Raw genomic sequence first — 20,713 nt, 5'->3', positions numbered from 1 at the left:
AGCAATAACTACTTTCAAGAGCACTATCATATTTCACTCTCTTAAATGCTTGTCATTCTTGTCTCGTACGTGCATATAAATTATTGTAAATCATTCCATTGATTTTGAGAAGGTAGGAGAAGAACATGACGAGACAAAGCTTTTTAAAAGGCGCATTTATTTTAATGATAGCCGGCTTTATTACAAAAATACTCGGCTTTATCAACCGCATAGTAATGGCACGTATTTTGGGAGAAGAAGGCGTTGGTCTTTATATGATGGCCGTTCCTACATTCATTTTAGCAATTACATTGACACAAATTGGTCTTCCTGTCGCAATCGCAAAATTTGTAGCAGAAGCGGAAGCTGTGAACGATAAACAAAGAGTTAAAAAAATATTAACCGTATCACTAGCTGTTACATCCGTTATTAGTATCATTTTAACAATCGGAATTATGTTCCTCACACCTATTTTAGCAAAAACATTATTAACCGACGAAAGAACGTACTATCCATTAATGGCCATTTTGCCCGTTGTTCCTGTTATTGCTGTTTCTTCTGTTTTGCGTGGTTATTTTCAAGGGAAACAAAACATGAAACCTAGCGCTTATGCGCAAGTTCTAGAACAAGTCGTCCGCATTACCATTATCGCTATATGCATTCAATTATTTTTACCTTACGGCATAGAATACGCTGCAGCCGGCGCTATGTTATCAGCTGTTCTCGGTGAAGTTGCATCGTTATTATTTTTACTCACGTTATTTCAGCGAGAAAAACATTTATCAATACGCTCTGGATTTTTCACTACTGTAAAGGAAAGCAAAGGGACATTTTATTCTCTGATGGATATTGCCCTTCCAACTACAGGAAGTCGTTTAATCGGCTCCGTTTCATATTTTTTTGAACCTATTGTCGTTATGCAAAGCTTAGCAATCGCTGGTGTCGCTGCTTCTGTTGCAACCCAGCAATACGGTATATTAAACGGTTATGCATTCCCGCTTCTATCACTACCCGCCTTTATTACATACGCTCTCTCTACAGCGCTCGTCCCTTCTATTAGTGAAGCAATGGCAAAAAGACAACATAAATTAGTGGAGCACCGTTTACAACAAGCACTTCGAATTTCATTAATTACCGGCGGATGGTCTGTCGTTATATTATACGTATTCGCTTCTCCTGTTTTAACTCTTATGTATGGATCAGACAGCGCAACAGCATTCATTCAACTTCTTGCGCCTTGCTTTTTATTTCATTATTTCCAAAGTCCACTTACCTCTGTTTTGCAAGCTTTAAACTTAGCAAGAGCTGCAATGATGAATACATTTATTGGAGCCATCGTGAAATTAATCGTTATTTTTGTACTAGCATCCAGGCCAGAATTTCAAATGATGGGGGTTGCTCTCGCTATTGCAGCAAATATTGTAACAGTAACATTTCTTCACTACGCTACTGTTTTAAAAAAGATTACATTTACCATTTACGCAAAAGACTATATTTTCGGCGGACTTGCCATCGGTATCGCAGGCGCCTTCGGTTTTTATCTTCATAAATATATTATTTTCTCTCATGCCCTTGGCATACAAACATTATGGGAAATCACTTTAACAACAATTGTTTATATCGTACTTCTCTTCACTTTCAAACTCATTCGAAAAGAAGAGTTAAGTCGTCTCCCTATCATTCGTAAACTTTCATTTTTGAAATAAGGTGAAACTTTAATCAGTGGGGTAATCTCCACTGATTATTAGTTACACTAATCATTCTTACTCTTTCAAAGAATAAGTCTCTAATTTTCTTTTACATCAACAAAAAATTTTCCGTTTTGAAAACTACAGTATAAAATTTGTGTTACATCGTTATAACCTAAGTTTTTTAATTTCTCAATAAGCCATGCATCTGTATGTTCAATCATTTGTAAATGACTAGATTGAATTTCTCCATCAATAATAAGAGGAAGCGTAAACTGCAATGTATCTTGTTTATTTTTTTGTTTTTGAAAGACAGATAACTTCCCAGACGGTTCCAAAATAGCATATTCTACATCCCGAATATCTCCAACTCCTTGTTCCCTTAATTGCATCATTAAATCATCTATATTATAACGTTGCTTTCTCATCTTCTTTTCATCAATCTTTCCCGCGTTTACAAGAATAGCCGGCTCACCTTCTATTAAATGCCGAAAGCGTTGATACTTTAGGGAAATGACTGACAAAATAATTTGGATGCACATAAGAAAAGTCATCGGAACTAATTGATGCCAAAGTGATTTATCGGTATTTTCAATTGCCACTACAGCCATTTCTCCAAGCATAATAAATACGACTAAATCTAATACACTTAGCTCTCCTATCTCACGTTTACCCATAAGACGAAAAATAATTAAGATGATGATATACAAAAGCATTGTCCGTCCAATTATTGATATCCATTCCATTTCTACATCTCCTCGTATATTATATTTAAGCTGTAATTCAAACTTAGGTTTTCTTCCTACTATGAGACTTATAAATAATCCTTGGACGTCTCAAGATATTTCTAGATAATGGTCTTAGGATCATTTGGGACAATTCTTTCTTCTCCTGTGGATTTACCACATAAAAAGAGTGTTTCTCAGTGAACGTGCGGGACTTCCTACTCGCAGGCTGAGCAGCCTGACCCTCGAACTTAGATGTTAGTAGCTCTAGGGCGGCTTTCGATTCAGGACTAGCTCTCATACACGAGGTTGTTGATCGGCGTGCACACTAGAGATATCTCGAGACGTCCAAGCAATGATTCTAAATCGAAAGGAGGTCTCTTACATGAGATTATTTGTTGGATTAGATGTAAGTTCGTTTGATATAAAAACTTGTATTCTAAATGGTGACGGAGAAAAGCTAGACTCCTTTTCAGTCAATAATGATTTACCAGGTGCCATAGCGCTAAAAGAGCGATTATTACAGCGTATAGCCAATCAAAAAGTAGAAATTTTTAAAATCGGTTTAGAATCTACATCTGTTTATAGTTTTCATCCATCTATGTTTCTTCATTATGATAAAGAGTTACAAAGTTTTGGAGCAAAAGTATTTCTAATGAATCCAAAACAAATTACGAACTTCAAGAAAAGCTATTCTGACATGGATAAAACAGATGAGATTGATGCCTTCGTCATCGCTGACTATTTACGGTTCGGACGAAATCAAATGTCTATCGTAAAAGAAAGCCAGTACGTAGCACTACAACAATTGACAAGATCTCGTTATCAGCTCGTTAGAATGTTGACAAAGGAAAAGCAACATTTTCTACAACACCTAAGTTATAAGTGTAATACGTTCTCACAAGAGGTGGATTCTTCTATATTCGGCAACGCCATGATGGAGCTATTCCTTGAAAAACTTAGTCTAGAGGAATTAGCTGACATGCCTTTAAACGAACTCGCTGAGTTCCTACAAGCAAAAGGAAAGAATCGGTTCGGTGATCCAAAATGTGTTGCGTCAACCATTCAAAAGGCTGTTCGCTCTTCCTATCGTTTAGATAAGGTAGTGGAAGATTCAATCGATGTCCTTCTCGGAACATCAATTGCGGTCATTCGTACCTATCAACAACAAATTAAGGAAATAGAAAAGTCCATTAAGCAAATCATGGCTGGATTACCTCAAACACTTGAATCCATTCCTGGAGTGGGTCCCGTATTCGCTGCTGGTATTATCGCTGAAATTGGTCAAATCGAAAGATTTGATGATGAAACTAAGATTGCAAAATATGCCGGATTATATTGGCGCAAACATCAATCTGGTCGTTTCATTGCAGAAAACACTTCATTATCTCGTAATGGAAATCACTACTTACGTTATTACCTAGTTGAAGCCGCCAACTCTGTAAGAAAGTATGTATCTGATTACCAAGAATATTACGTAAAAAAATATAATGAAGTACCAAAGCATCAACACAAACGTGCACTCGTTCTAACCGCAAGAAAATTTGTGCGATTGGTGGATGCGCTACTACGCAATCACCAACTCTTTACGCCAGAAAGGTGCGTGAAAGTGTGACATAAAACCTGTCATCGCTACCTTTCAAATATTTTCCAGTAAATTACATACATTACTGGTCTAGTTTCGTAATGTCTTTTTTCAACAAAATGTCCTTTGATAACTTTGATTTCTGTTGTTTTTCCGTTGACATACTACCGCAGGTCTTTTTTACGTATAGACTCCCCTATAAAAAAGAAACTAGTCTAACTTAGACAAAAGGAAAATATGCTTGTATTAAAAAGGGGGAATGCATAAATGGATGGAACGAAAAAATTATCAACTGCAATTGGCTTCGGTATTGTTACACTACTAATTCTCGCATCTATTACTAGTATGATTATGGCTCTTTTATTAAAGTTTACGAATATAAACGAAGGGACATTAACCGTTACTATTTTTATACTCGCTCTTTTATCTATGCTTATGTCTGGATTTACTGCCGGCAAAAAGGCTCAAGGAAAAGGTTGGCTAGTAGGTCTCACAACAGGTCTCACGTTCACTATACTCGTTTTTCTAGTTAACTATTTAGGCTTTTCTCAAACTTTATCGAACTCACAATTACTTTATCAATTAGCATTAATGGGGGCGAGTACACTCGGTGGTATTTTCGGTGTAAATATGTCAAAGCAAAGTAACTAAAAAAGGCCCTGCATATTTCATGCAGGGCCTTCCAAATTAGTTTTTCACAACTTCACGAATCGCATTGCGATCGAACGTTAAGTGTGAACCACCAGATTTAATAACAATTTTCGTCTCATCTACTGATTCGATTGTACCGTGTAAACCACCGATTGTTACGATAGCATCACCTTTTGCTAACTCACTTTGCATTTGAGCAACTGCTTTTTGACGTTTTTGTTGCGGGCGAATTAATAAGAAATAGAAAATCGCAAACATCGCAACGATCATAACGATATTCATCATACCTGCATTCATCTTTTGTTCCTCCTTTTAAATTATGTATTAGAAGTTTTTAGCATTCGGTTTATTAAAGCCATACTGTTCAAAGAACTCTTCGCGGAAATCGCCAAGACGGTCTTCACGAATAGCTTGTCTCACCTGCTCCATTAAGTTTAACAGAAAATGAAGGTTGTGATAAGACGTTAAACGAATTCCGAACGTTTCATCACATTTCATTAAGTGACGAATGTACGCACGAGAGTAGTTTTTACATGTGTAGCAATCACAGTTTGGATCAAGCGGACCGAAGTCTCTTGCGAATTTCGCATTTTTTACAACGAGGCGACCTTCACTTGTCATACATGTACCATTTCGAGCGATACGAGTTGGAAGTACGCAGTCAAACATATCAATACCACGAATTGCGCCATCGATTAACGAGTCAGGAGAACCTACACCCATTAAGTAACGAGGCTTATTATCTGGAAGAAGTGGTGTTGTAAACTCAAGTACACGGTTCATAATATCTTTCGGTTCGCCTACAGATAAACCACCTACAGCGTAACCAGGGAAGTCCATTGAAACAAGATCTTTCGCACTTTGACGACGAAGCTCTTCGTACTCTCCCCCCTGTACAATACCGAATAAACCTTGATCTTGCGGACGTTCATGCGCTTTTAAGCAACGTTCTGCCCAGCGGCTCGTACGCTCTACAGATTTCTTCATATATTCAAAAGTAGCTGGGAATGGTGGACACTCATCAAATGCCATCATAATATCTGAACCTAATGCATTTTGGATTTCCATCGCTTTTTCTGGTGATAAGAATAATTTATCTCCATTTAAGTGATTGCGGAAGTGAACGCCTTCCTCTTCAATACGACGGAAGTCACTTAAACTGAATACTTGGAAACCACCAGAGTCTGTTAAGATTGCACGATCCCAGTTCATAAATTTATGCAAGCCGCCTGCTTCACGAATAATTTCATGACCTGGACGTAGCCATAAATGATACGTATTACTTAAAATAATGCCAGAATCCATTGCTTTTAATTCTTCTGGTGACATTGTCTTAACTGTTGCAAGTGTACCAACTGGCATAAATGTTGGTGTATCAAATGAACCGTGCGGCGTATGCACACGACCTAAACGGGCACCCGTTTGTTTACATGTCTTAATAAATTCATAACGAATTGCTGTCATAACTTACTCCTTTTATTTGTTTCTCATTTTAGCGTGAGATGCAACAAACATTGCATCACCGAAGCTAAAGAAACGATATTTTTCTTTTACTGCTTCATTATAAGCATGAAGTACATTATCTCTATTTGCAAATGCACTTACAAGCATAATTAATGTTGATTTCGGTAAATGGAAGTTTGTAATTAAACCATCAATTGCTTTAAATTCATATCCCGGATACATGAAAATATCTGTCCATCCAGAAGCGGCGCAAAGCTTACCTTCATGATCTGTTGCAATTGTTTCTAACGTACGAGTTGATGTCGTACCTACAGTAATAATACGTCCACCATTCTCTTTCACACGATTTAATAATGCCGCTGTCTCTTCAGACATATGATAATATTCTGCGTGCATATGGTGTTCTTCAATCGTGTCTGCAGAAACTGGTCTAAATGTTCCAAGTCCTACGTGAAGTGTAATGAATGCTAACTGAACGCCTTTTTGCTTTAACTTCTCAAGTAACTCTTCTGTAAAGTGAAGTCCCGCAGTCGGCGCTGCTGCTGAACCGATTTCTTTCGCATATACTGTTTGATAGCGATCGCGATCTTCTAGCGTCTCTTTAATATATGGAGGAAGTGGCATTTCCCCAAGTTCATCTAAAATTTCATAGAAGATGCCGTCATATGAAAATTCAAGCTGACGTCCACCTTGATCTGCAGTTCCTGTGCAAGTTGCTTTTAATTTCCCTTCGCCAAAAGAGATAACAGTTCCTTCTTTTACACGTTTCGCTGGCTTTACAAGCGTTTCCCACTTATCACCTTCTTCTTGTTTTAAAAGAAGTACTTCAATGTGCGCGCCTGTATCTTCTTTCACACCGTGCAAACGAGCAGGCATAACTTTCGTTTCATTTAAAACTAAGCAATCCCCCTCATGTAAGTAAGAAAGAATGTCCGTAAAATGTTTATGCTCAATATCACCTGTTTCACGGTCTAACACCATTAATCTTGATGTTTCACGCTCTTCTAACGGGACTTGTGCAATAAGTTCTTCTGGTAAATGAAAATCAAACAGATTTATATCCATAGCTATATCCACCTATTTCTTATTTAAATCGATTTATTATATACATAATAAAAGATAATACAATACTTAACACAATACATGTAATGATAGGAAAATAAAAGGTAACGTTTCCTTTTTTCACAAAAATATCGCCTGGAAGCCTTCCAATGAACTTCCAAGCTAATCCAACAACGATGAGTAAGATCCCGGCTGTAATAAGCAGCTTTGGCATCTCCGTCATACTTTTGGTATCTCCATTCCGAAATGTTCATACGCAAGCGGCGTTACAATTCGGCCCCTCGGCGTTCGTTGTAAAAAGCCAATTTGTAATAAATACGGCTCATACACATCTTCAATCGTATGAGATTCTTCTCCAATTGTTGCTGAAACCGTTTCTAATCCAACTGGACCGCCACGGAATTTCTCAATAATACCAAGCAGTAATTTATGATCAATATGATCTAGACCTAATTTATCTACTTGCAGTAGCTCTAATGCCATTTGTGTAATTTCCATCGTAACCGTTCCATTACCACGAACTTGTGCGAAATCACGTACACGTCTTAAAAGACGATTCGCAATACGAGGTGTACCACGAGCACGTCTTGCAATTTCTAATGCAGCTAACGAATCGATTTCAACTTCAAATACTTCTGCTGTACGTTCAACAATCGCAGAAAGCTGATCTACTGTGTAGTACTCTAACCTTGAAAGTACACCGAAGCGGTCACGAAGCGGTGCCGATAATGCTCCAGCACGTGTCGTTGCTCCAACTAATGTAAATGGCGGTAAATCTAGGCGTACAGAACGTGCTGAAGGCCCTTTTCCAATTACAATATCAAGGCAAAAGTCTTCCATCGCAGGATACAATACTTCTTCAATTGATCTATGCAAACGATGAATTTCATCAATAAATAATACATCACCTGGCTGAAGCGCTGTTAATACAGCAGCTAAATCTCCTGGTCTTTCAATTGCGGGACCTGAAGTTGTTCTAACATTAACGCCCATCTCATTGGCAATAATATTCGCAAGCGTCGTTTTACCAAGACCTGGTGGTCCATATAAAAGCACGTGATCTAACGTTTCTTCACGCATTTTCGCCGCTTCAATAAATACTTCTAAATTATGTTTCGCTTTATCTTGGCCAATATACTGACGGAGCGTCTGTGGCCGTAATGAATATTCTAAATCCGCATCTTCATATGCAGATTCCCCTGAAAGGAGACGTTCGTCCATTATACTCACCTCTTACCATTTAGTAAAAGACTAAGTGCCTTTTTAATATACTGATCCGTCGTTAATGCTTCTTTTAATAACTCTGGTACAACACGAGAAACTTCGCGTTCTGCGTATCCAAGTGCGCGCAGAGCTTCCAGTGCCTCATCAAGCTCAGCTGATGAACCTTTATTCTCATCAAAACGTTCTGTGTCTGAGAATAAATCAACAAATGCATCTGGTACGACATCTGCTAGTTTTCCTTTTAAATCTAAAATCATTTGGCGTGCTGTTTTCTTTCCGACGCCTGGGAATTTCACTAAAAACTTCTCATCTTCATGCTCAATCGCTTGAACGACCTGTCCTGTTTGACCAGAAGCTAAAATTGCAAGAGCGCCTTTTGGCCCAATGCCAGACACGCCTAACAACTTTGTAAATAATAAACGCTCTTCACGTGTTTTAAAACCGTAAAGTGCCATAATATCTTCTCTCACATAATGATATGTATAGACACGGATTTCTTGCTTACTTCTTTGAAATACATACGGATTTGGTGTGAAAATTTGATAACCAATTCCATTATGATCAATTACGACATATTCCGGCCCTACATACTCCACGTAACCTGTAACATATTCAAACAAAATACGATCTCTCCCTCTTAAATCATGTATTCCATTTTAACATATTTAATGATAGAAAAGCGAGACTGCCCCAACAAATGTTCTCCACTTGAAACTTCTGTTATTTTCCATTGACAGAAAGGTTAAAGCACCTTAATATACAGAAGTCGATAATGATTATCAATACTAATTAAAGGGGTTACATCAGGATGAAACGTAAGCTATTTATTTTATTTACTATTATGCTTGTTGTTCTTTCTATCGTTGGCTGTTCTTCTCAAAAAGAAGAATCGAAAGCAAAAGAACAACCGAAAACAAAAGTTGTAAAACATGCTAAAGGTGAAGCTACAATTCCAGTAAATCCAAAGAGAATTGTTGACTTATCTGGATCAACAGAAGAACTATTACTTCTTGGACATAAACCTGTTGGTACAGCAAATACATATAAAGATAAAATCCAAAATCACTTAACAGACAAGTTAGATGGAGTAAAAGCAGTAGGTTGGTACTGGGCACCTAAAGTTGATTTAGAAGCTGTTACTGCTTTAAAACCAGACTTAATTATTTTAAACAACCGTCAATTAAAAATTTATGATCAACTAGAAAAGGTTGCACCTACAGTTGTTCTAGAAACAAACTTAGAAGACTGGCGTGGTAAGTTTAAAGAAGTAGGTAAGCTATTTGACGAAGAGAAGAAAGCAGACAAATGGATTGCAGACTACGATAAGAAAGCAGACTCTTTATCTAAAAAAATTAAAGAGAAAACAAAAGATGAGAACTTTATGTTCGTTGCAGTTACACCACAAAACTTCCGTGTATACGGTAGCTTCGGATACGGTGACATCATCTTTAATGACTTAAAACTTCCAGCAACAAAAGGTACGGATTTAAAACAAACGATGGCGCAAGTATCACTAGAAGGTCTAGTTGCATTCCAGCCTGACCAAATGTTTATTGTAAACTTCGGCGGCGAAGCTGATAAAGTTTACGAAGACTACAAAAACAGTGCCGTTTGGAAAGACAATAAAGCAGTTAAAAATAATCACGTATATGAAGTATTAAATGAAGTCTTCAATACGAAAGCATTCAATCCAATCGGAAAAGATATGCTAATTGATGAAATCGCAAAAGAAATTTTAGCTAAAAATAAATAAGAAAAAAAGCAGCTCACCATGAGCTGCTTTTTTTCTTACTTTGAACTGCGTATTGCTTCATTTTTTCAATCGTCTTCACAAAACCTTCTTTTGATTTAATACGAATGCCACGTTTCAATTTCGCACGTTCATAGCTCTCAAGCTTTTTCATATCAATTTGAAAGAAAGAATGGATCGCATTATCATTTTTTGGCACACCTTTGAAAATTTGTAATATCCCTTCCTCTGAAACACCAAAATACCCGCTCGTTTTCAATAACGGGGAAATATCATCAACTTTCTTTTGCAATACAATTTGTACATCATCACGATCAACGAGCTGCCATTCTTTATACTGCTGTAAAAACTTTTCTAAATCCGTCACTTTTTCTGTAAGTATTTCTTCGCTTACTTCGCCATCAACATACATACGCTCTAATAAAATTGTAACCTCAGGTTCTTTTTTCGTCACTTCTGGTACTGGCCCTTCCGCCTTCACATTCGTTTCATAAACGAAACAAAACATTATAACGAAAGCTTGCATCGCAATCAGTATCCATTTCATTTCCGTTCACCTCTTTTAGGCAAGATCATACTTTCATTAGTAGTTTTTCCGGAAATGGGGGTTTTATCCATATTATATTTCTTTCGAAAATATAAAAAATGCAGATAAGGATTCACCTCATCTGCATGTATCATTTACTTTTATATAAAATGAAAGACGCCTGCAAAGCAGGCGTCTTGATGCGTTTACGGCGAGAGACCAGGCGACCACATTCGCGTGTTTAGCACTTAAGCATATCTCTCGTCTTACGTAAATTAGCTCATCGCTTTGCTAATATAACATTAATAAAGTATAAGTGCAACATGTTTATAAAAATATTTTATTTCCTCTTTCATCTAAACAAATTATATGTAAATTATAAATTGATAAATGTAATGTATATGTTACAATTAATGTAACAGCGAAATCATAATAAACAGGAGATGGGTAGTGTGAAAAAAATAAAGGATGAACGTCTCATTCTGCAAACGTTAAAAAACGTACGTATTGCTTTTCTTTTTCAATCACTTGGTATAATCGGTATTTTAGGCTATATCGGATTCACTGAAGGAATAGATCAAATTACGAAATCTCCATTATGGCTAGTATTTATTCTTACGAGTATAATCCTTAGTTATTTACAGTTAAGTGTTTCAATTGATGTAGAAGAAAGTGAAAAGGAGATAAAATTAACTCCTTATTACAAAATTGTTTTACGCTCTCTTATTGTAGGAATCGTTATGGCTATTATTTATATCATTTTCAGTCCAGAAAGCCCCCTATTTGAAGCTATTTTAACAGGTGGTATTCTCTTCATATGCTTTTTAGGTTCTTATTCCGTTAGTTATTTTATTAAAAAACGTCGTTTACAAGACGAAAATGAATAAAGAGGAAGGGCTCCCCCTTCCTCTTTTGTTTTGCTATCGCACTGTACCAGTTAAACCGTAACGAATGTCTCTGAACATATTTCCTATATCACGATTAAAATCGTTTGTAACTGTACCGTTACGTAGACGCGTACTCATTGCATCGACACGAGTAAACATATCATTTCTTACAGAAACATATACGTTTCTGTTTCCAACTTCATTTGCAACAGCTTGACGAATTTCGTTCGCCATCGCCGTTTCATTTGTCACTGTGTTACGTGGTTTTACCGCAATCGCTACATCGTTTCCATATACAACTGTAGACACACGGTCTACGTTATTCATACGTTTCACACGATTTGTTATTCTTTCAGCTGTTTTACCATCATTGTTAATGTATGAATTGTTCATTGTAATATTACGAGTTGGATGCGGATTAGCAATTTGTCCATTGTAATTTACATCACGGTAATAATTGTATCCTGTATCGTTACGACCATTTCTATATGTTACATAATCTGTATAACGATCATTACGCGTCACATTATCACGATACTGGTGTGTATCATTATAAGATGTACGCTCGTAATTGTAGTTACGTCCATCCATTGCATTGTTTTTTGGTGTACCACATGCAGCTAATGCACTAGTAACTAACAAAGAAGCAGCAATCACTTTTACTTTCGTATTCAATACAAAAACCCCCTCTGTTAGAATGAGCTTCTCTACTGAAAAGCTCCCTCTTATGATGAGTAACAGAGAAGGTTTTTACACTGTTAATATTTCACTGGGAATTTTCTAGCACTTCATAAAAAAACTGCCTTTTCTTAATTAACAGGAATGCAAAAAAGGCGGGAATACTCCCGCCTTTTTAAACTTCTTCTTCGTCCTCTTCTTCTGAAACGGGCTCTCCAAATACATTTGGTGGATCTGGTTGATAATACATCGTTCCTGGCTGTGGTGCATATGCAGACTGAGTTGGTTGATAATATAAAGGATTCGCATATTGCGGACCGCCTGGTTGTGGACTATATAGTCTACTTTCTCCTCCGCATCCACAATCTTCCTCACCCTGCACAAGCGGCGGCATGTTATTATCCATTGGCATCATATTCGGGTTTGGCATAGACGTATGTTGCGGTCCAAACGGCGCTCCTTGCTGATATGGCATTTGATATGGATTTGGTTGTTGATAATACGGATTCGGCGGCATCATGGGCATTTGATAGGGCATCATATTTGGTGGTTGATTGTTATCCATACTCGGCATCATATTCGGCATTTGATTGTTATCCATAATTGGCATTATATTCGGCATTTGATTGTTATCCATGATTGGCATCATATTCGGCATTTGATTGTTATCCATAATTGGCATCATATTCGGCATTTGATTGTTATCCATAATTGGCATCATATTCGGCATTTGATTGTTATCCATGATTGGCATCATATTCGGCATTTGGTTATTATCCATAATTGGCATTATATTCGGCATTTGATTGTTATCCATAATTGGCATCATATTCGGCATTTGATTGTTATCCATGATTGGCATCATATTCGGTGGTTGATTGTTATCCATAATTGGCATCATATTCGGCATTTGATTGTTATCCATAATTGGCATTATATTCGGTGGTTGGTTGTTATCCATGATTGGCATTATATTTGGCATTTGAATATTTGGCGGTATGACTTGTGGAATAACTACATTTTCTTTCGATACATTTGGCGATACTATATTTCCTACATTCTCTTTCTTCACTTGTGGTGACACTATATTTCCTACATTCTCTTTCTTCACTTGTGGTGACACTATATTTCCTACATTCTCTTTCTTCACTTGTGGTGACACTATATTCCCTACATTTTCTTTTTTCACTTGCGGCGACACTATATTTCCTACATTTTCTTTTTTCACTTGCGGCGACACTATATTTCCTACATTTTCTTTTTTCACTTGTGGTGACACTATATTCCCTACATTCTCTTTCTTCACTTGCGGCGACACTATATTCCCTACATTTTCTTTTTTCACTTGCGGCGACACTATATTCCCTACATTTTCTTTTTTCACTTGCGGCGATATTATATTATTTTTTTTCGTTTGCGGAGAAATGATATTGTTAGGTTTCATTTTACTAATTTGAGGAGCAATTAACTCGCTTCCTTTTTTTATTACATCTGAAATTTTATATTCTTTTTTCGGTTTTATTGGTGGTTGTGGCGGCTGCGGTAATACATTTACCGAAAACTTCGTGTTTTCTTTTTCCGCCGGTTTTTGTTTTTCTATCACAGGTGGTTTTTGAATAACAGACGGTTTTTCTTTTTGAATTGGCTGTTCTTTTTGCACCTCTTTTTGCGGTTTCACCTGTACTTCTTTTTGCGGCTTTACCTGCATCTCCTTCTGTGGTTTCACCTGTACTTCTTTTTGTGGCTTTACTTGCAGCTCTTTCTGCGGTTTTACTTGCACTTCTTTTTGTGTTTGTTGCATAGCTGGCTGCTGTGTAATTGGTGCTGATTGATACGTAACTTCTTCCTCATCTTCTATTCCAAGCGGAGTTGGTGTTGCTGCAAATTCTTTTTGCTGCACTTCTTTTACGTATTGCTTTGGAGGCGCTGAACCTGCTCCAGCCTGTTGTTTCATGTGAACACTCTTTGATGGCACTTTAATTTTCATACCTGGCATGATTAAATCTGGATTACTAAGTTGTGTATTTGTTTTTTTCAACGTGTCAAAATCCACTCCGTACTTTTTCGCAATTTTCCAAAGGGTATCCCCTTTTTGCACGATATGAATTTTCAAATTTTCCCCCTCCTGTATAACTTATCTATAAGTAACAAATCTCTTGAAGTAACTCTTTCTAAATAACATTAACTTCTTTTCACTTTTATCACTTCTTCGATTTTCAATATCATTCGAAGTGGAATAAGCATAAAGAACCACAATGATTTCTTCAAAACAATGTATGCCCATTTCGTTCTCGTTATGATTATATGTATGAAAAAAAGCAACGGGAATACCGTTGCTTTACACACGCTCTAACATACGATTTAATGCAAGAACTGCTTCTGCCGTTACTTGTTTGTCTACGCTAATAACGTTAATTTCTTCTCCTCTTTCTATCGTTTCAAGTGTCCATAATAAGTGAGGCAGATCAATTCGATTCATCGTTAAGCACGGACACATAAATGGATTAAGCGAAACAATTTCTTTATCTGGATGTTGCTTAATAATTCGATTTACTAAATTCATTTCTGTACCAATCGCCCATTTGCTACTAGATGGCGCTGATTCAATCATATCAATAATATATTTCGTTGAGCCTGCATAATCTGAAGCAGCTACAACTTCATAGCAACATTCTGGATGTACAATAATATTCATATTAGAATGATTTTTTCGTACACTCTCAATATTCTTCACTGTAAAATTTTGATGAACAGAACAATGTCCTTTCCATAAAATCACTTGAATTTCTTCTATATCCCCATCGTACTCTAATGAATCTGTGTGTGGGTCCCATACTGCCATTTTATCTAACGGGATACCTAGATTGTGCGCTGTATTTCTCCCTAAATGTTGGTCTGGTAAAAAGACGAGACGTTCTTTTTGAGTAAACGCCCAAGATACCATTTGCTTTGCATTAGAAGAAGTTACTGTTGCTCCTCCGTTACGACCACAAAACGCTTTAATTGCAGCTGTAGAGTTCACATATGTTAACGGAATCATCGTATCTCCAAATAATTTCGTGAGCTCTTTCCATGCTCTTTCTGTTTGTTCAATATCTGCCATATCCGCCATCGAACAACCTGCACGCATATCTGGTAAGATGACAACTTGATCATCTGTAGTTAACATATCTGCTGTTTCCGCCATAAAGTGCACCCCGCAAAACACAATATATTTTGCATCTTTATTGCTCGCTGCAACTTGCGCAAGCTGAAGTGAATCCCCTGCTGCATCTGAAAATTGTACCACTTCATCTTTTTGATAATGATGCCCTGGAATGAATAACATTTTCCCCATTTTCTCTTTAATTTCACGAACACGCTTTTCCATATCTTCCGTTGACATCGTGTAATAACGCTCTGGTAACATCGTTTCAATTGACTGTACTTGTTCTAAAATACTCATATACGTTTCTCCCCCTCTAAGCCACTTTCCTTACTCTTCAATATTGAAACTAATATCAAGTGCTTTCACTGAATGTGTTAACGCTCCAAGTGAAATATAATCTACCCCTGTTTTTCCGTATTTTGATAAATCTTTAATTGTAATGCCCCCTGAAGCTTCTGTAACGATAGCGCTTGGTACAATTTTTGAAAACTCCCGGATTTCATCTGGCGTACGATTATCGAACATAATAATATCCGCACCAGCAGCAACAGCCTCTCTCACCTGTTCCTCAGTTTCTGTTTCTACTTCTACTTTCACCATATGTCCTAACTTTTCTTTCACTGATGTAACAGCTTTTGTAATAGAACCAGCAAACGCAATATGATTGTCTTTAATCATGACACCATCATATAAACCGAAGCGATGATTAAATCCACCGCCGCACACGACTCCATACTTATCAAACATACGTAGTCCTGGCATCGTTTTTCGTGTATCACAAATGCGAGTATGACTGCTATCTAAAGCAAGAACCGCTTTACGCGTCATCGTCGCTATTCCGCTCATACGCTGAATAACATTTAATATAACGCGCTCTGCTGTTAATAACGATGCGATTGGACCTTGCACTGTTGCAATAATTTCTCCTTTTTCTACAAGATCCCCATCTTTTTTATGAAGCTCTATTTCAATTCTCTCATCAATTAATTTAAATCCTGATTCAATTACTAAACATCCTGCAAAGACCCCTGTATCCTTCGCAAGAAACGTTCCTTTCGAAAGCAAGTTATCTGGAAAAATAAGCTGAGATGTTACATCTCTTTCTCCTATATCTTCTAAAAAAAATCGGTTTAATGCTTCTTTAACTTTTATCGTGTTCATAAAGCCTCTCTTCCCCTCATCACACAAGTTGTAATTTTCTCTTTACTCGAACAATCTCTTTCTTTCCTATATTTCTATCTGGATAATCACTCCGGTAATGCCCGCCAATACTTTCTTCTCTTTGCAAGGCTGACACAACTATAAGCTCACAAGCCGTTAACATATTAATAAGTGTTATCTCTTCATTCGTAAGAACATCATGTTGTAATATCATATTTCGAACACCATACTTACTAAACCATCTCTTCGCATAAGATAAACTTTGCTCTGTTCGCACAATCCCAACATATTTCATCATGCATTTTTGTATTTCTTCTTTCGTCGGTAAATGATTCAGAACGATGAACTTTGGTTCCTTTTCAGCTAGCATGTTCACCTTTTCTTTTGTCTCTCTAGATAAAATGTGTCGTCCGGTTCTTTTTCCAAACACAAGACCTTCTAATAATGAATTACTAGCTAATCTATTTGCACCATGAACTCCGTTACAAGCTACTTCACCGACTGCGTATAAGTTCGGAATAGACGTCTCTCCATCACAGTTCGTTTTCACGCCGCCCATGTGAAAATGAGTACCAGGCACGACTGGAATAAGTTTTTTATTTATATCGACTCCATTTGTTTTACATATCGATGACACGGTCGGAAAGCGTTGTTCAAAGTTTTGAATCATTTCGATGTTTAAGTACACTTTTTCACCCGCAAGTAGCTGTTCATGAATAGCCCGTGCGACTACATCACGAGGTGCTAGATCCTGTTCGGAATGTATATCCATCATAAAACGCTGCCCTTTTCCATTTATAAGGACAGCTCCTTCTCCGCGAACAGCTTCGGACACGAGGCCGGAACAACGCCCACCCGCGTATAACATCGTCGGATGAAATTGTATAAACTCTAAATCTACAAGCTCTCCGCCTGCACGGTACACCATTGCAAGTCCATCGCCTGTAATCGTCTCATCATTAGAAGTAAAGGCGTATAAACCGCCAATACCGCCTGAAGCTAACACCGTACAATCTGCATTGTAACGTTTCAATTCTCCTTTATTGTTGCGAGTTAAAGCCCCAACACATTTATCTTTTTCTATAATAAAATCGAGCACCATTTCCTGTTCCACTACCGTAACGTATGGAGCTACTTCTTGAATAAGATGCTCTAATAAATTCTTTCCTGTTGCATCGCCACCTGCATGTAAAATACGACGTTTTCGATGCGCTCCTTCTTTTCCAAGATGAGGACCTGTTTCATCTCCATCAAATTTCATTCCATTCTCAATAAGGTTATTAATTTCTTTCGGTCCTTCCTCGACTAAATAACGGACCACTTCTTCATTGTTATAATGACACCCTGCTACTAATGTATCTTCAAAATGATCATTAGGATTGTCATATGTAGCTACCGCTGCGGCAATTCCACCTTGAGCTAAATGTGTATTATTATTACGTTTCGTCTCCTTTGTGATAATAATCACATTCTTTTCGTGACAAATCTCTTTTGCAACACGAAGTGCCGCAACGCCACTTCCAATAATTAAGACATCTGCGCTTGGCATAATTGTTGCCTCCTACTTTACACTTTTCAACTGTCTTGACACCTATATTTACATAATTTTAAAATAATGACAAGAGTTTTTTTATAATTCTTATTTTCACTACCATTTAAAAAGTAAAAGAAATGTAACTCTTACTAGAGAGAGGAACTTACATGATGATATATCTTGACTATGCAGCTACTACACCTATGAGCGAGGAAGCGTTACAAACATATATGAAAGCAGCGTCGCAATACTTCGGAAATGAACAAAGCTTACATGATATTGGAGGAACGGCTTCTTCTTTATTACAAGTTTGCCGAAAAACATTTGCGGAAATGATTGGAGGAAAAGAACAAGGAGTATTTTTCACAAGTGGTGGATCGGAATCGAACTATCTTGCGATCCAATCACTTCTAAATGCCCAAAATAAGAAGCATATTATTACGACACCTATGGAACATGCATCCATTCGAAGTTATTTTCAATCTCTAAAATCAAAAGGCTATACGATCACTGAAATTCCTGTTGATAAAAATGGACTCATTTGTTTAGTAGATTTAGAGGCAGCTATTACAGAAGATACTGTGCTAGCAAGTATACAGCATGGAAACTCTGAAATCGGAACCGTTCAAAACATTACAGAAATTGGGGCACTTTTAAAAAAATATAATGTTTTATTTCATACGGATTGTGTGCAAACGTTTGGTAAACTGCCTATCCATGTTTTTGAGATGGGGATTGATAGTCTTTCTGTTTCAGCACATAAAATATACGGACCAAAAGGTGTCGGCGCTTGCTACATAAATCCGCAATCGCGCTGGGAGCAAGTATTTCCAGGAACTTCTCACGAAAAGGGATTTCGCCCAGGTACAGTGAACGTTCCCGGCATCGCATCTTTTTTAACAGCTGCTGAAAATATATTAAAAACTCAATGGGAAGAAAGTTTACGTTTTAAAGAGTTACGCTCCTACTTTTTAGGGCAAATACAAACACTTCCGCTAGAAATTGAAGTAGAAGGTCATTCTACTTCTTGTTTACCACATATTGTTGGGGTTACAATAAAAGGAATAGAAGGTCAATATACTATGTTAGAATGTAATCGCCATGGTATCGCCATTTCCACCGGAAGTGCTTGCCAAGTCGGTAAACAAGAACCTTCGAAAACTATGCTTGCAATTGGAAAAACGTATGAAGAGGCCAAACAATATGTCCGCTTCTCTTTCGGACAACAAACAACGAAAGATCAAATTGATACTACTATTCATGCACTACACACAATTGGAAATCAATTTTATAGAGGTGTTAAATCATAATGAAACAAAATGAACAAAAAAAGATTTTAGGCGAAGAAAGACGACAGCTTATCCTTCAGTGGCTTCTCGCTGCAAATGAGCCGTTATCTGGGAATGAACTATCGAAGAAGACAAACGTAAGTAGACAAGTTATCGTGCAAGATATTTCCTTGCTTAAAGCACGAAACGAACCAATTATTGCGACTGCCCAAGGCTATTTATATTTAAAACCACAAGAGAAACAACAAGCTTTTGAACGCGTAATCGTATGCCAGCACAAACCAGCAGAAGTACGTCAAGAACTTACAATGCTTGTTGACCATGGCGTTACAATTAAAGATGTAAAAGTTGAGCATCCTGTATACGGCGACTTAACAGCATCAATTATGGTAAGTAATCGATTTGATGTAGAGCAATATTTACAAAAAATCGAAAACACAAATGCTTCCTATCTATCGCAACTAACAGACGGTATTCACTTACATACAATTGAAGCAGATTCTAAAGAAAAGTTAGATGCTGCTTGTGAGGCGTTAGATAAAGCAGGATTTCTCGTTTATTAATGTAAAGCACAGAGTTTTTTATCATCCTCTGTGCTTTTTTAATGCTATAATATTGTAATCAATCGTAAAGGAGATCAAACATGGGAATTGAACTCGTTCACTTTAGCATTGGCAAACCGAAACAAATGAAATATGGCGAAGATAAAGAAATGATAACAGGTATATGTAAAGATCCTACAGAAGAGGCCTTTCTCTCAAAAGACGGATTTCTTGGTGATGACGTAGCGGATTTAAAACATCACGGCGGTCCTGATCGTGCTGTTTGTGTGTACCCACACGAGCATTACGCACTATGGGAAGAGGAATTTCAAACTACGCTTCCAGCTTCCACATTTGGCGAAAACATTACCGTAACAAATATGTTAGAGCGTGATGTTTGCATCGGAGATACATATCAACTAGGTGAAACAATCATTCAAGTGACACAAGCAAGAGTACCTTGTAGCACAATTTCAAAACGTCTTGGCATCCCTGGCATACTGCCACGCATTGTAGCAACTGGATTTACAGGCTACCTATGCCGCGTTCTTCAAGAAGGTACTGTACGTAAAGATTCTAAAATTACATTACTAGAACGTCAACCGAGCAATGTTTCTGTCTTGTTCTCTAACGAAATTTATTTTCATAATAGAAAAGATAAAGATGGCATTGAAAAAATTCTTGCTGTTCCAGAACTAGCTGATATTTGGCGTGGTCAGTTAGAAGATCGTCTTGCGAAGTTAAAATAAAGAATCCCACCTTCTGCAGGTGGGATTTTATTAATCTATTAAAAAATATATTAGGCAATGAAATGATATTG

The 20,713-nt window shown here is 37.3% G+C and carries 20 protein-coding genes and 1 pseudogene; 8 read left to right on the top strand and 13 right to left on the bottom strand.

What is annotated here, in order from left to right; genetic code table 11:
* Positions 1–125 precede the first annotated feature (125 nt).
* A complete protein-coding gene (gene spoVB / locus QCI79_RS19995) occupies positions 126–1,685 on the top strand; it encodes a stage V sporulation protein B (RefSeq protein ID WP_000198300.1) in 1,560 nt (519 codons plus the stop codon).
* Positions 1,686–1,765: 80 nt separating this feature from the next.
* Here spoVB and QCI79_RS19990 read toward each other — a convergent pair whose 3' ends face one another.
* Positions 1,766–2,413: a DUF421 domain-containing protein gene (locus tag QCI79_RS19990; protein WP_000454818.1), complete on the bottom strand. Its 648-nt coding sequence runs from the start codon at positions 2,411–2,413 to the stop codon at positions 1,766–1,768.
* 364 nt (positions 2,414–2,777) lie between these two features.
* On the opposite strand from QCI79_RS19990, the gene QCI79_RS19985 reads away from it, so the two are divergent.
* Together QCI79_RS19985 and QCI79_RS19980 are read left to right on the top strand one after the other, a co-directional pair.
* Positions 2,778–4,007, top strand: coding sequence for an IS110 family RNA-guided transposase (locus tag QCI79_RS19985; protein WP_021728073.1), 1,230 nt, complete (start codon positions 2,778–2,780; stop codon positions 4,005–4,007).
* A gap of 237 nt (positions 4,008–4,244) precedes the next feature.
* The gene (locus tag QCI79_RS19980; RefSeq protein ID WP_000349150.1) at positions 4,245–4,628 is read left to right on the top strand and encodes a TIGR04086 family membrane protein; all 384 of its coding nucleotides are present in this window, start codon (positions 4,245–4,247) and stop codon (positions 4,626–4,628) included.
* A gap of 36 nt (positions 4,629–4,664) precedes the next feature.
* On the opposite strand, the gene yajC is transcribed toward QCI79_RS19980, so the two are convergent.
* The 6 genes from yajC to ruvA are packed head-to-tail and all read right to left on the bottom strand — an operon-like array spanning position 4,665 to position 8,998.
* Positions 4,665–4,925 (bottom strand): preprotein translocase subunit YajC, encoded by a 261-nt coding sequence (gene yajC / locus QCI79_RS19975; RefSeq protein ID WP_000991115.1) that lies wholly within the window; start codon positions 4,923–4,925, stop codon positions 4,665–4,667.
* 27 nt (positions 4,926–4,952) lie between these two features.
* The gene (gene tgt, locus QCI79_RS19970) at positions 4,953–6,092 is read right to left on the bottom strand and encodes a tRNA guanosine(34) transglycosylase Tgt (protein ID WP_000125365.1); all 1,140 of its coding nucleotides are present in this window, start codon (positions 6,090–6,092) and stop codon (positions 4,953–4,955) included.
* A 12-nt stretch (positions 6,093–6,104) separates the two neighbouring features.
* Positions 6,105–7,157, bottom strand: coding sequence for a tRNA preQ1(34) S-adenosylmethionine ribosyltransferase-isomerase QueA (queA, locus tag QCI79_RS19965; RefSeq protein WP_000354034.1), 1,053 nt, complete (start codon positions 7,155–7,157; stop codon positions 6,105–6,107).
* A 19-nt stretch (positions 7,158–7,176) separates the two neighbouring features.
* The gene (locus QCI79_RS19960) at positions 7,177–7,377 is read right to left on the bottom strand and encodes a DUF2905 domain-containing protein (protein ID WP_000138162.1); all 201 of its coding nucleotides are present in this window, start codon (positions 7,375–7,377) and stop codon (positions 7,177–7,179) included.
* Positions 7,374–8,375, bottom strand: a complete 1,002-nt coding sequence (gene ruvB / locus QCI79_RS19955) for a Holliday junction branch migration DNA helicase RuvB (RefSeq protein WP_000344449.1) — start codon at positions 8,373–8,375, stop codon at positions 7,374–7,376. Before ruvB ends, QCI79_RS19960 begins: the two co-directional genes overlap by 4 nt.
* A 5-nt stretch (positions 8,376–8,380) precedes the next feature.
* Positions 8,381–8,998: a Holliday junction DNA helicase RuvA gene (gene ruvA, locus QCI79_RS19950; protein WP_000464513.1), complete on the bottom strand. Its 618-nt coding sequence runs from the start codon at positions 8,996–8,998 to the stop codon at positions 8,381–8,383.
* Positions 8,999–9,186: 188 nt separating this feature from the next.
* Here ruvA and QCI79_RS19945 point away from each other — a divergent pair, with 188 nt between their 5' ends.
* Positions 9,187–10,131 carry an iron-hydroxamate ABC transporter substrate-binding protein gene (locus QCI79_RS19945; RefSeq protein WP_000823605.1) on the top strand — a complete coding sequence of 315 codons (945 nt, stop codon included), beginning with the start codon at positions 9,187–9,189 and terminating at the stop codon, positions 10,129–10,131.
* A gap of 13 nt (positions 10,132–10,144) precedes the next feature.
* Here the strand turns inward: QCI79_RS19945 and QCI79_RS19940 are convergent, their stop codons facing one another.
* Complete coding sequence (locus QCI79_RS19940) at positions 10,145–10,675, bottom strand: BofC C-terminal domain-containing protein (RefSeq protein ID WP_000871169.1); 531 nt, start codon at positions 10,673–10,675, stop codon at positions 10,145–10,147.
* Between the two features lie 431 nt (positions 10,676–11,106).
* Here QCI79_RS19940 and QCI79_RS19935 point away from each other — a divergent pair, with 431 nt between their 5' ends.
* Complete coding sequence (locus QCI79_RS19935) at positions 11,107–11,541, top strand: hypothetical protein (protein WP_000721242.1); 435 nt, start codon at positions 11,107–11,109, stop codon at positions 11,539–11,541.
* A gap of 33 nt (positions 11,542–11,574) precedes the next feature.
* Here QCI79_RS19935 and QCI79_RS19930 read toward each other — a convergent pair whose 3' ends face one another.
* From QCI79_RS19930 to nadB, 5 genes and pseudogenes are all read right to left on the bottom strand, one after another.
* Positions 11,575–12,216: a YhcN/YlaJ family sporulation lipoprotein gene (locus QCI79_RS19930; protein ID WP_001093541.1), complete on the bottom strand. Its 642-nt coding sequence runs from the start codon at positions 12,214–12,216 to the stop codon at positions 11,575–11,577.
* 1,959 nt (positions 12,217–14,175) lie between these two features.
* A pseudogene (safA, locus tag QCI79_RS35045) lies at positions 14,176–14,332 on the bottom strand (SafA/ExsA family spore coat assembly protein); the annotation flags it as partial.
* A 225-nt stretch (positions 14,333–14,557) separates the two neighbouring features.
* Positions 14,558–15,664: a quinolinate synthase NadA gene (nadA, locus tag QCI79_RS19920; RefSeq protein WP_000025344.1), complete on the bottom strand. Its 1,107-nt coding sequence runs from the start codon at positions 15,662–15,664 to the stop codon at positions 14,558–14,560.
* Positions 15,665–15,694: 30 nt separating this feature from the next.
* Positions 15,695–16,528 (bottom strand): carboxylating nicotinate-nucleotide diphosphorylase, encoded by an 834-nt coding sequence (gene nadC, locus QCI79_RS19915; RefSeq protein ID WP_001092208.1) that lies wholly within the window; start codon positions 16,526–16,528, stop codon positions 15,695–15,697.
* 19 nt (positions 16,529–16,547) lie between these two features.
* Positions 16,548–18,077, bottom strand: coding sequence for an L-aspartate oxidase (gene nadB, locus QCI79_RS19910; protein WP_001138529.1), 1,530 nt, complete (start codon positions 18,075–18,077; stop codon positions 16,548–16,550).
* Positions 18,078–18,229: 152 nt separating this feature from the next.
* Here nadB and QCI79_RS19905 point away from each other — a divergent pair, with 152 nt between their 5' ends.
* The 3 genes from QCI79_RS19905 to QCI79_RS19895 all read left to right on the top strand — a co-directional run bounded on the left by QCI79_RS19905 (position 18,230) and on the right by QCI79_RS19895 (position 20,642).
* Positions 18,230–19,372: an IscS subfamily cysteine desulfurase gene (locus tag QCI79_RS19905; protein WP_000973772.1), complete on the top strand. Its 1,143-nt coding sequence runs from the start codon at positions 18,230–18,232 to the stop codon at positions 19,370–19,372.
* Positions 19,372–19,914, top strand: a complete 543-nt coding sequence (locus QCI79_RS19900) for a transcription repressor NadR (protein ID WP_000812272.1) — start codon at positions 19,372–19,374, stop codon at positions 19,912–19,914. Before QCI79_RS19905 ends, QCI79_RS19900 begins: the two co-directional genes overlap by 1 nt.
* Positions 19,915–19,994: 80 nt before the next feature.
* On the top strand, positions 19,995–20,642 hold the full coding sequence (locus QCI79_RS19895; protein WP_000510665.1) for an MOSC domain-containing protein: 648 nt from the start codon (positions 19,995–19,997) through the stop codon (positions 20,640–20,642).
* Positions 20,643–20,713 lie beyond the last annotated feature (71 nt).

The sequence above is a fragment of the Bacillus cereus group sp. MG1 genome, from assembly GCF_040460035.1.
In the GTDB taxonomy this organism is placed as follows: domain Bacteria; phylum Bacillota; class Bacilli; order Bacillales; family Bacillaceae_G; genus Bacillus_A; species Bacillus_A cereus.
The sequence above is the reverse complement of the archived record's forward strand: the minus strand, read 5'-3'. Positions and strand labels throughout refer to the sequence as shown.

Excerpts from the sequence above, each read along its gene's own strand:
- spoVB (WP_000198300.1), top strand. The coding sequence starts at position 126 with ATGACGAGACAAAGCTTTTTAAAAGGCGCATTTATTTTAATGATAGCC.
- QCI79_RS19990 (WP_000454818.1), bottom strand. The coding sequence starts at position 2,413 with ATGGAATGGATATCAATAATTGGACGGACAATGCTTTTGTATATCATC.
- QCI79_RS19985 (WP_021728073.1), top strand. The coding sequence starts at position 2,778 with ATGAGATTATTTGTTGGATTAGATGTAAGTTCGTTTGATATAAAAACT.
- QCI79_RS19980 (WP_000349150.1), top strand. The coding sequence starts at position 4,245 with ATGGATGGAACGAAAAAATTATCAACTGCAATTGGCTTCGGTATTGTT.
- yajC (WP_000991115.1), bottom strand. The coding sequence starts at position 4,925 with ATGAATGCAGGTATGATGAATATCGTTATGATCGTTGCGATGTTTGCG.
- tgt (WP_000125365.1), bottom strand. The coding sequence starts at position 6,092 with ATGACAGCAATTCGTTATGAATTTATTAAGACATGTAAACAAACGGGT.
- queA (WP_000354034.1), bottom strand. The coding sequence starts at position 7,157 with ATGGATATAAATCTGTTTGATTTTCATTTACCAGAAGAACTTATTGCA.
- QCI79_RS19960 (WP_000138162.1), bottom strand. The coding sequence starts at position 7,377 with ATGACGGAGATGCCAAAGCTGCTTATTACAGCCGGGATCTTACTCATC.
- ruvB (WP_000344449.1), bottom strand. The coding sequence starts at position 8,375 with ATGGACGAACGTCTCCTTTCAGGGGAATCTGCATATGAAGATGCGGAT.
- QCI79_RS19945 (WP_000823605.1), top strand. The coding sequence starts at position 9,187 with ATGAAACGTAAGCTATTTATTTTATTTACTATTATGCTTGTTGTTCTT.
- QCI79_RS19940 (WP_000871169.1), bottom strand. The coding sequence starts at position 10,675 with ATGAAATGGATACTGATTGCGATGCAAGCTTTCGTTATAATGTTTTGT.
- nadA (WP_000025344.1), bottom strand. The coding sequence starts at position 15,664 with ATGAGTATTTTAGAACAAGTACAGTCAATTGAAACGATGTTACCAGAG.
- nadC (WP_001092208.1), bottom strand. The coding sequence starts at position 16,528 with ATGAACACGATAAAAGTTAAAGAAGCATTAAACCGATTTTTTTTAGAA.
- nadB (WP_001138529.1), bottom strand. The coding sequence starts at position 18,077 with ATGCCAAGCGCAGATGTCTTAATTATTGGAAGTGGCGTTGCGGCACTT.
- QCI79_RS19905 (WP_000973772.1), top strand. The coding sequence starts at position 18,230 with ATGATGATATATCTTGACTATGCAGCTACTACACCTATGAGCGAGGAA.
- QCI79_RS19900 (WP_000812272.1), top strand. The coding sequence starts at position 19,372 with ATGAAACAAAATGAACAAAAAAAGATTTTAGGCGAAGAAAGACGACAG.
- QCI79_RS19895 (WP_000510665.1), top strand. The coding sequence starts at position 19,995 with ATGGGAATTGAACTCGTTCACTTTAGCATTGGCAAACCGAAACAAATG.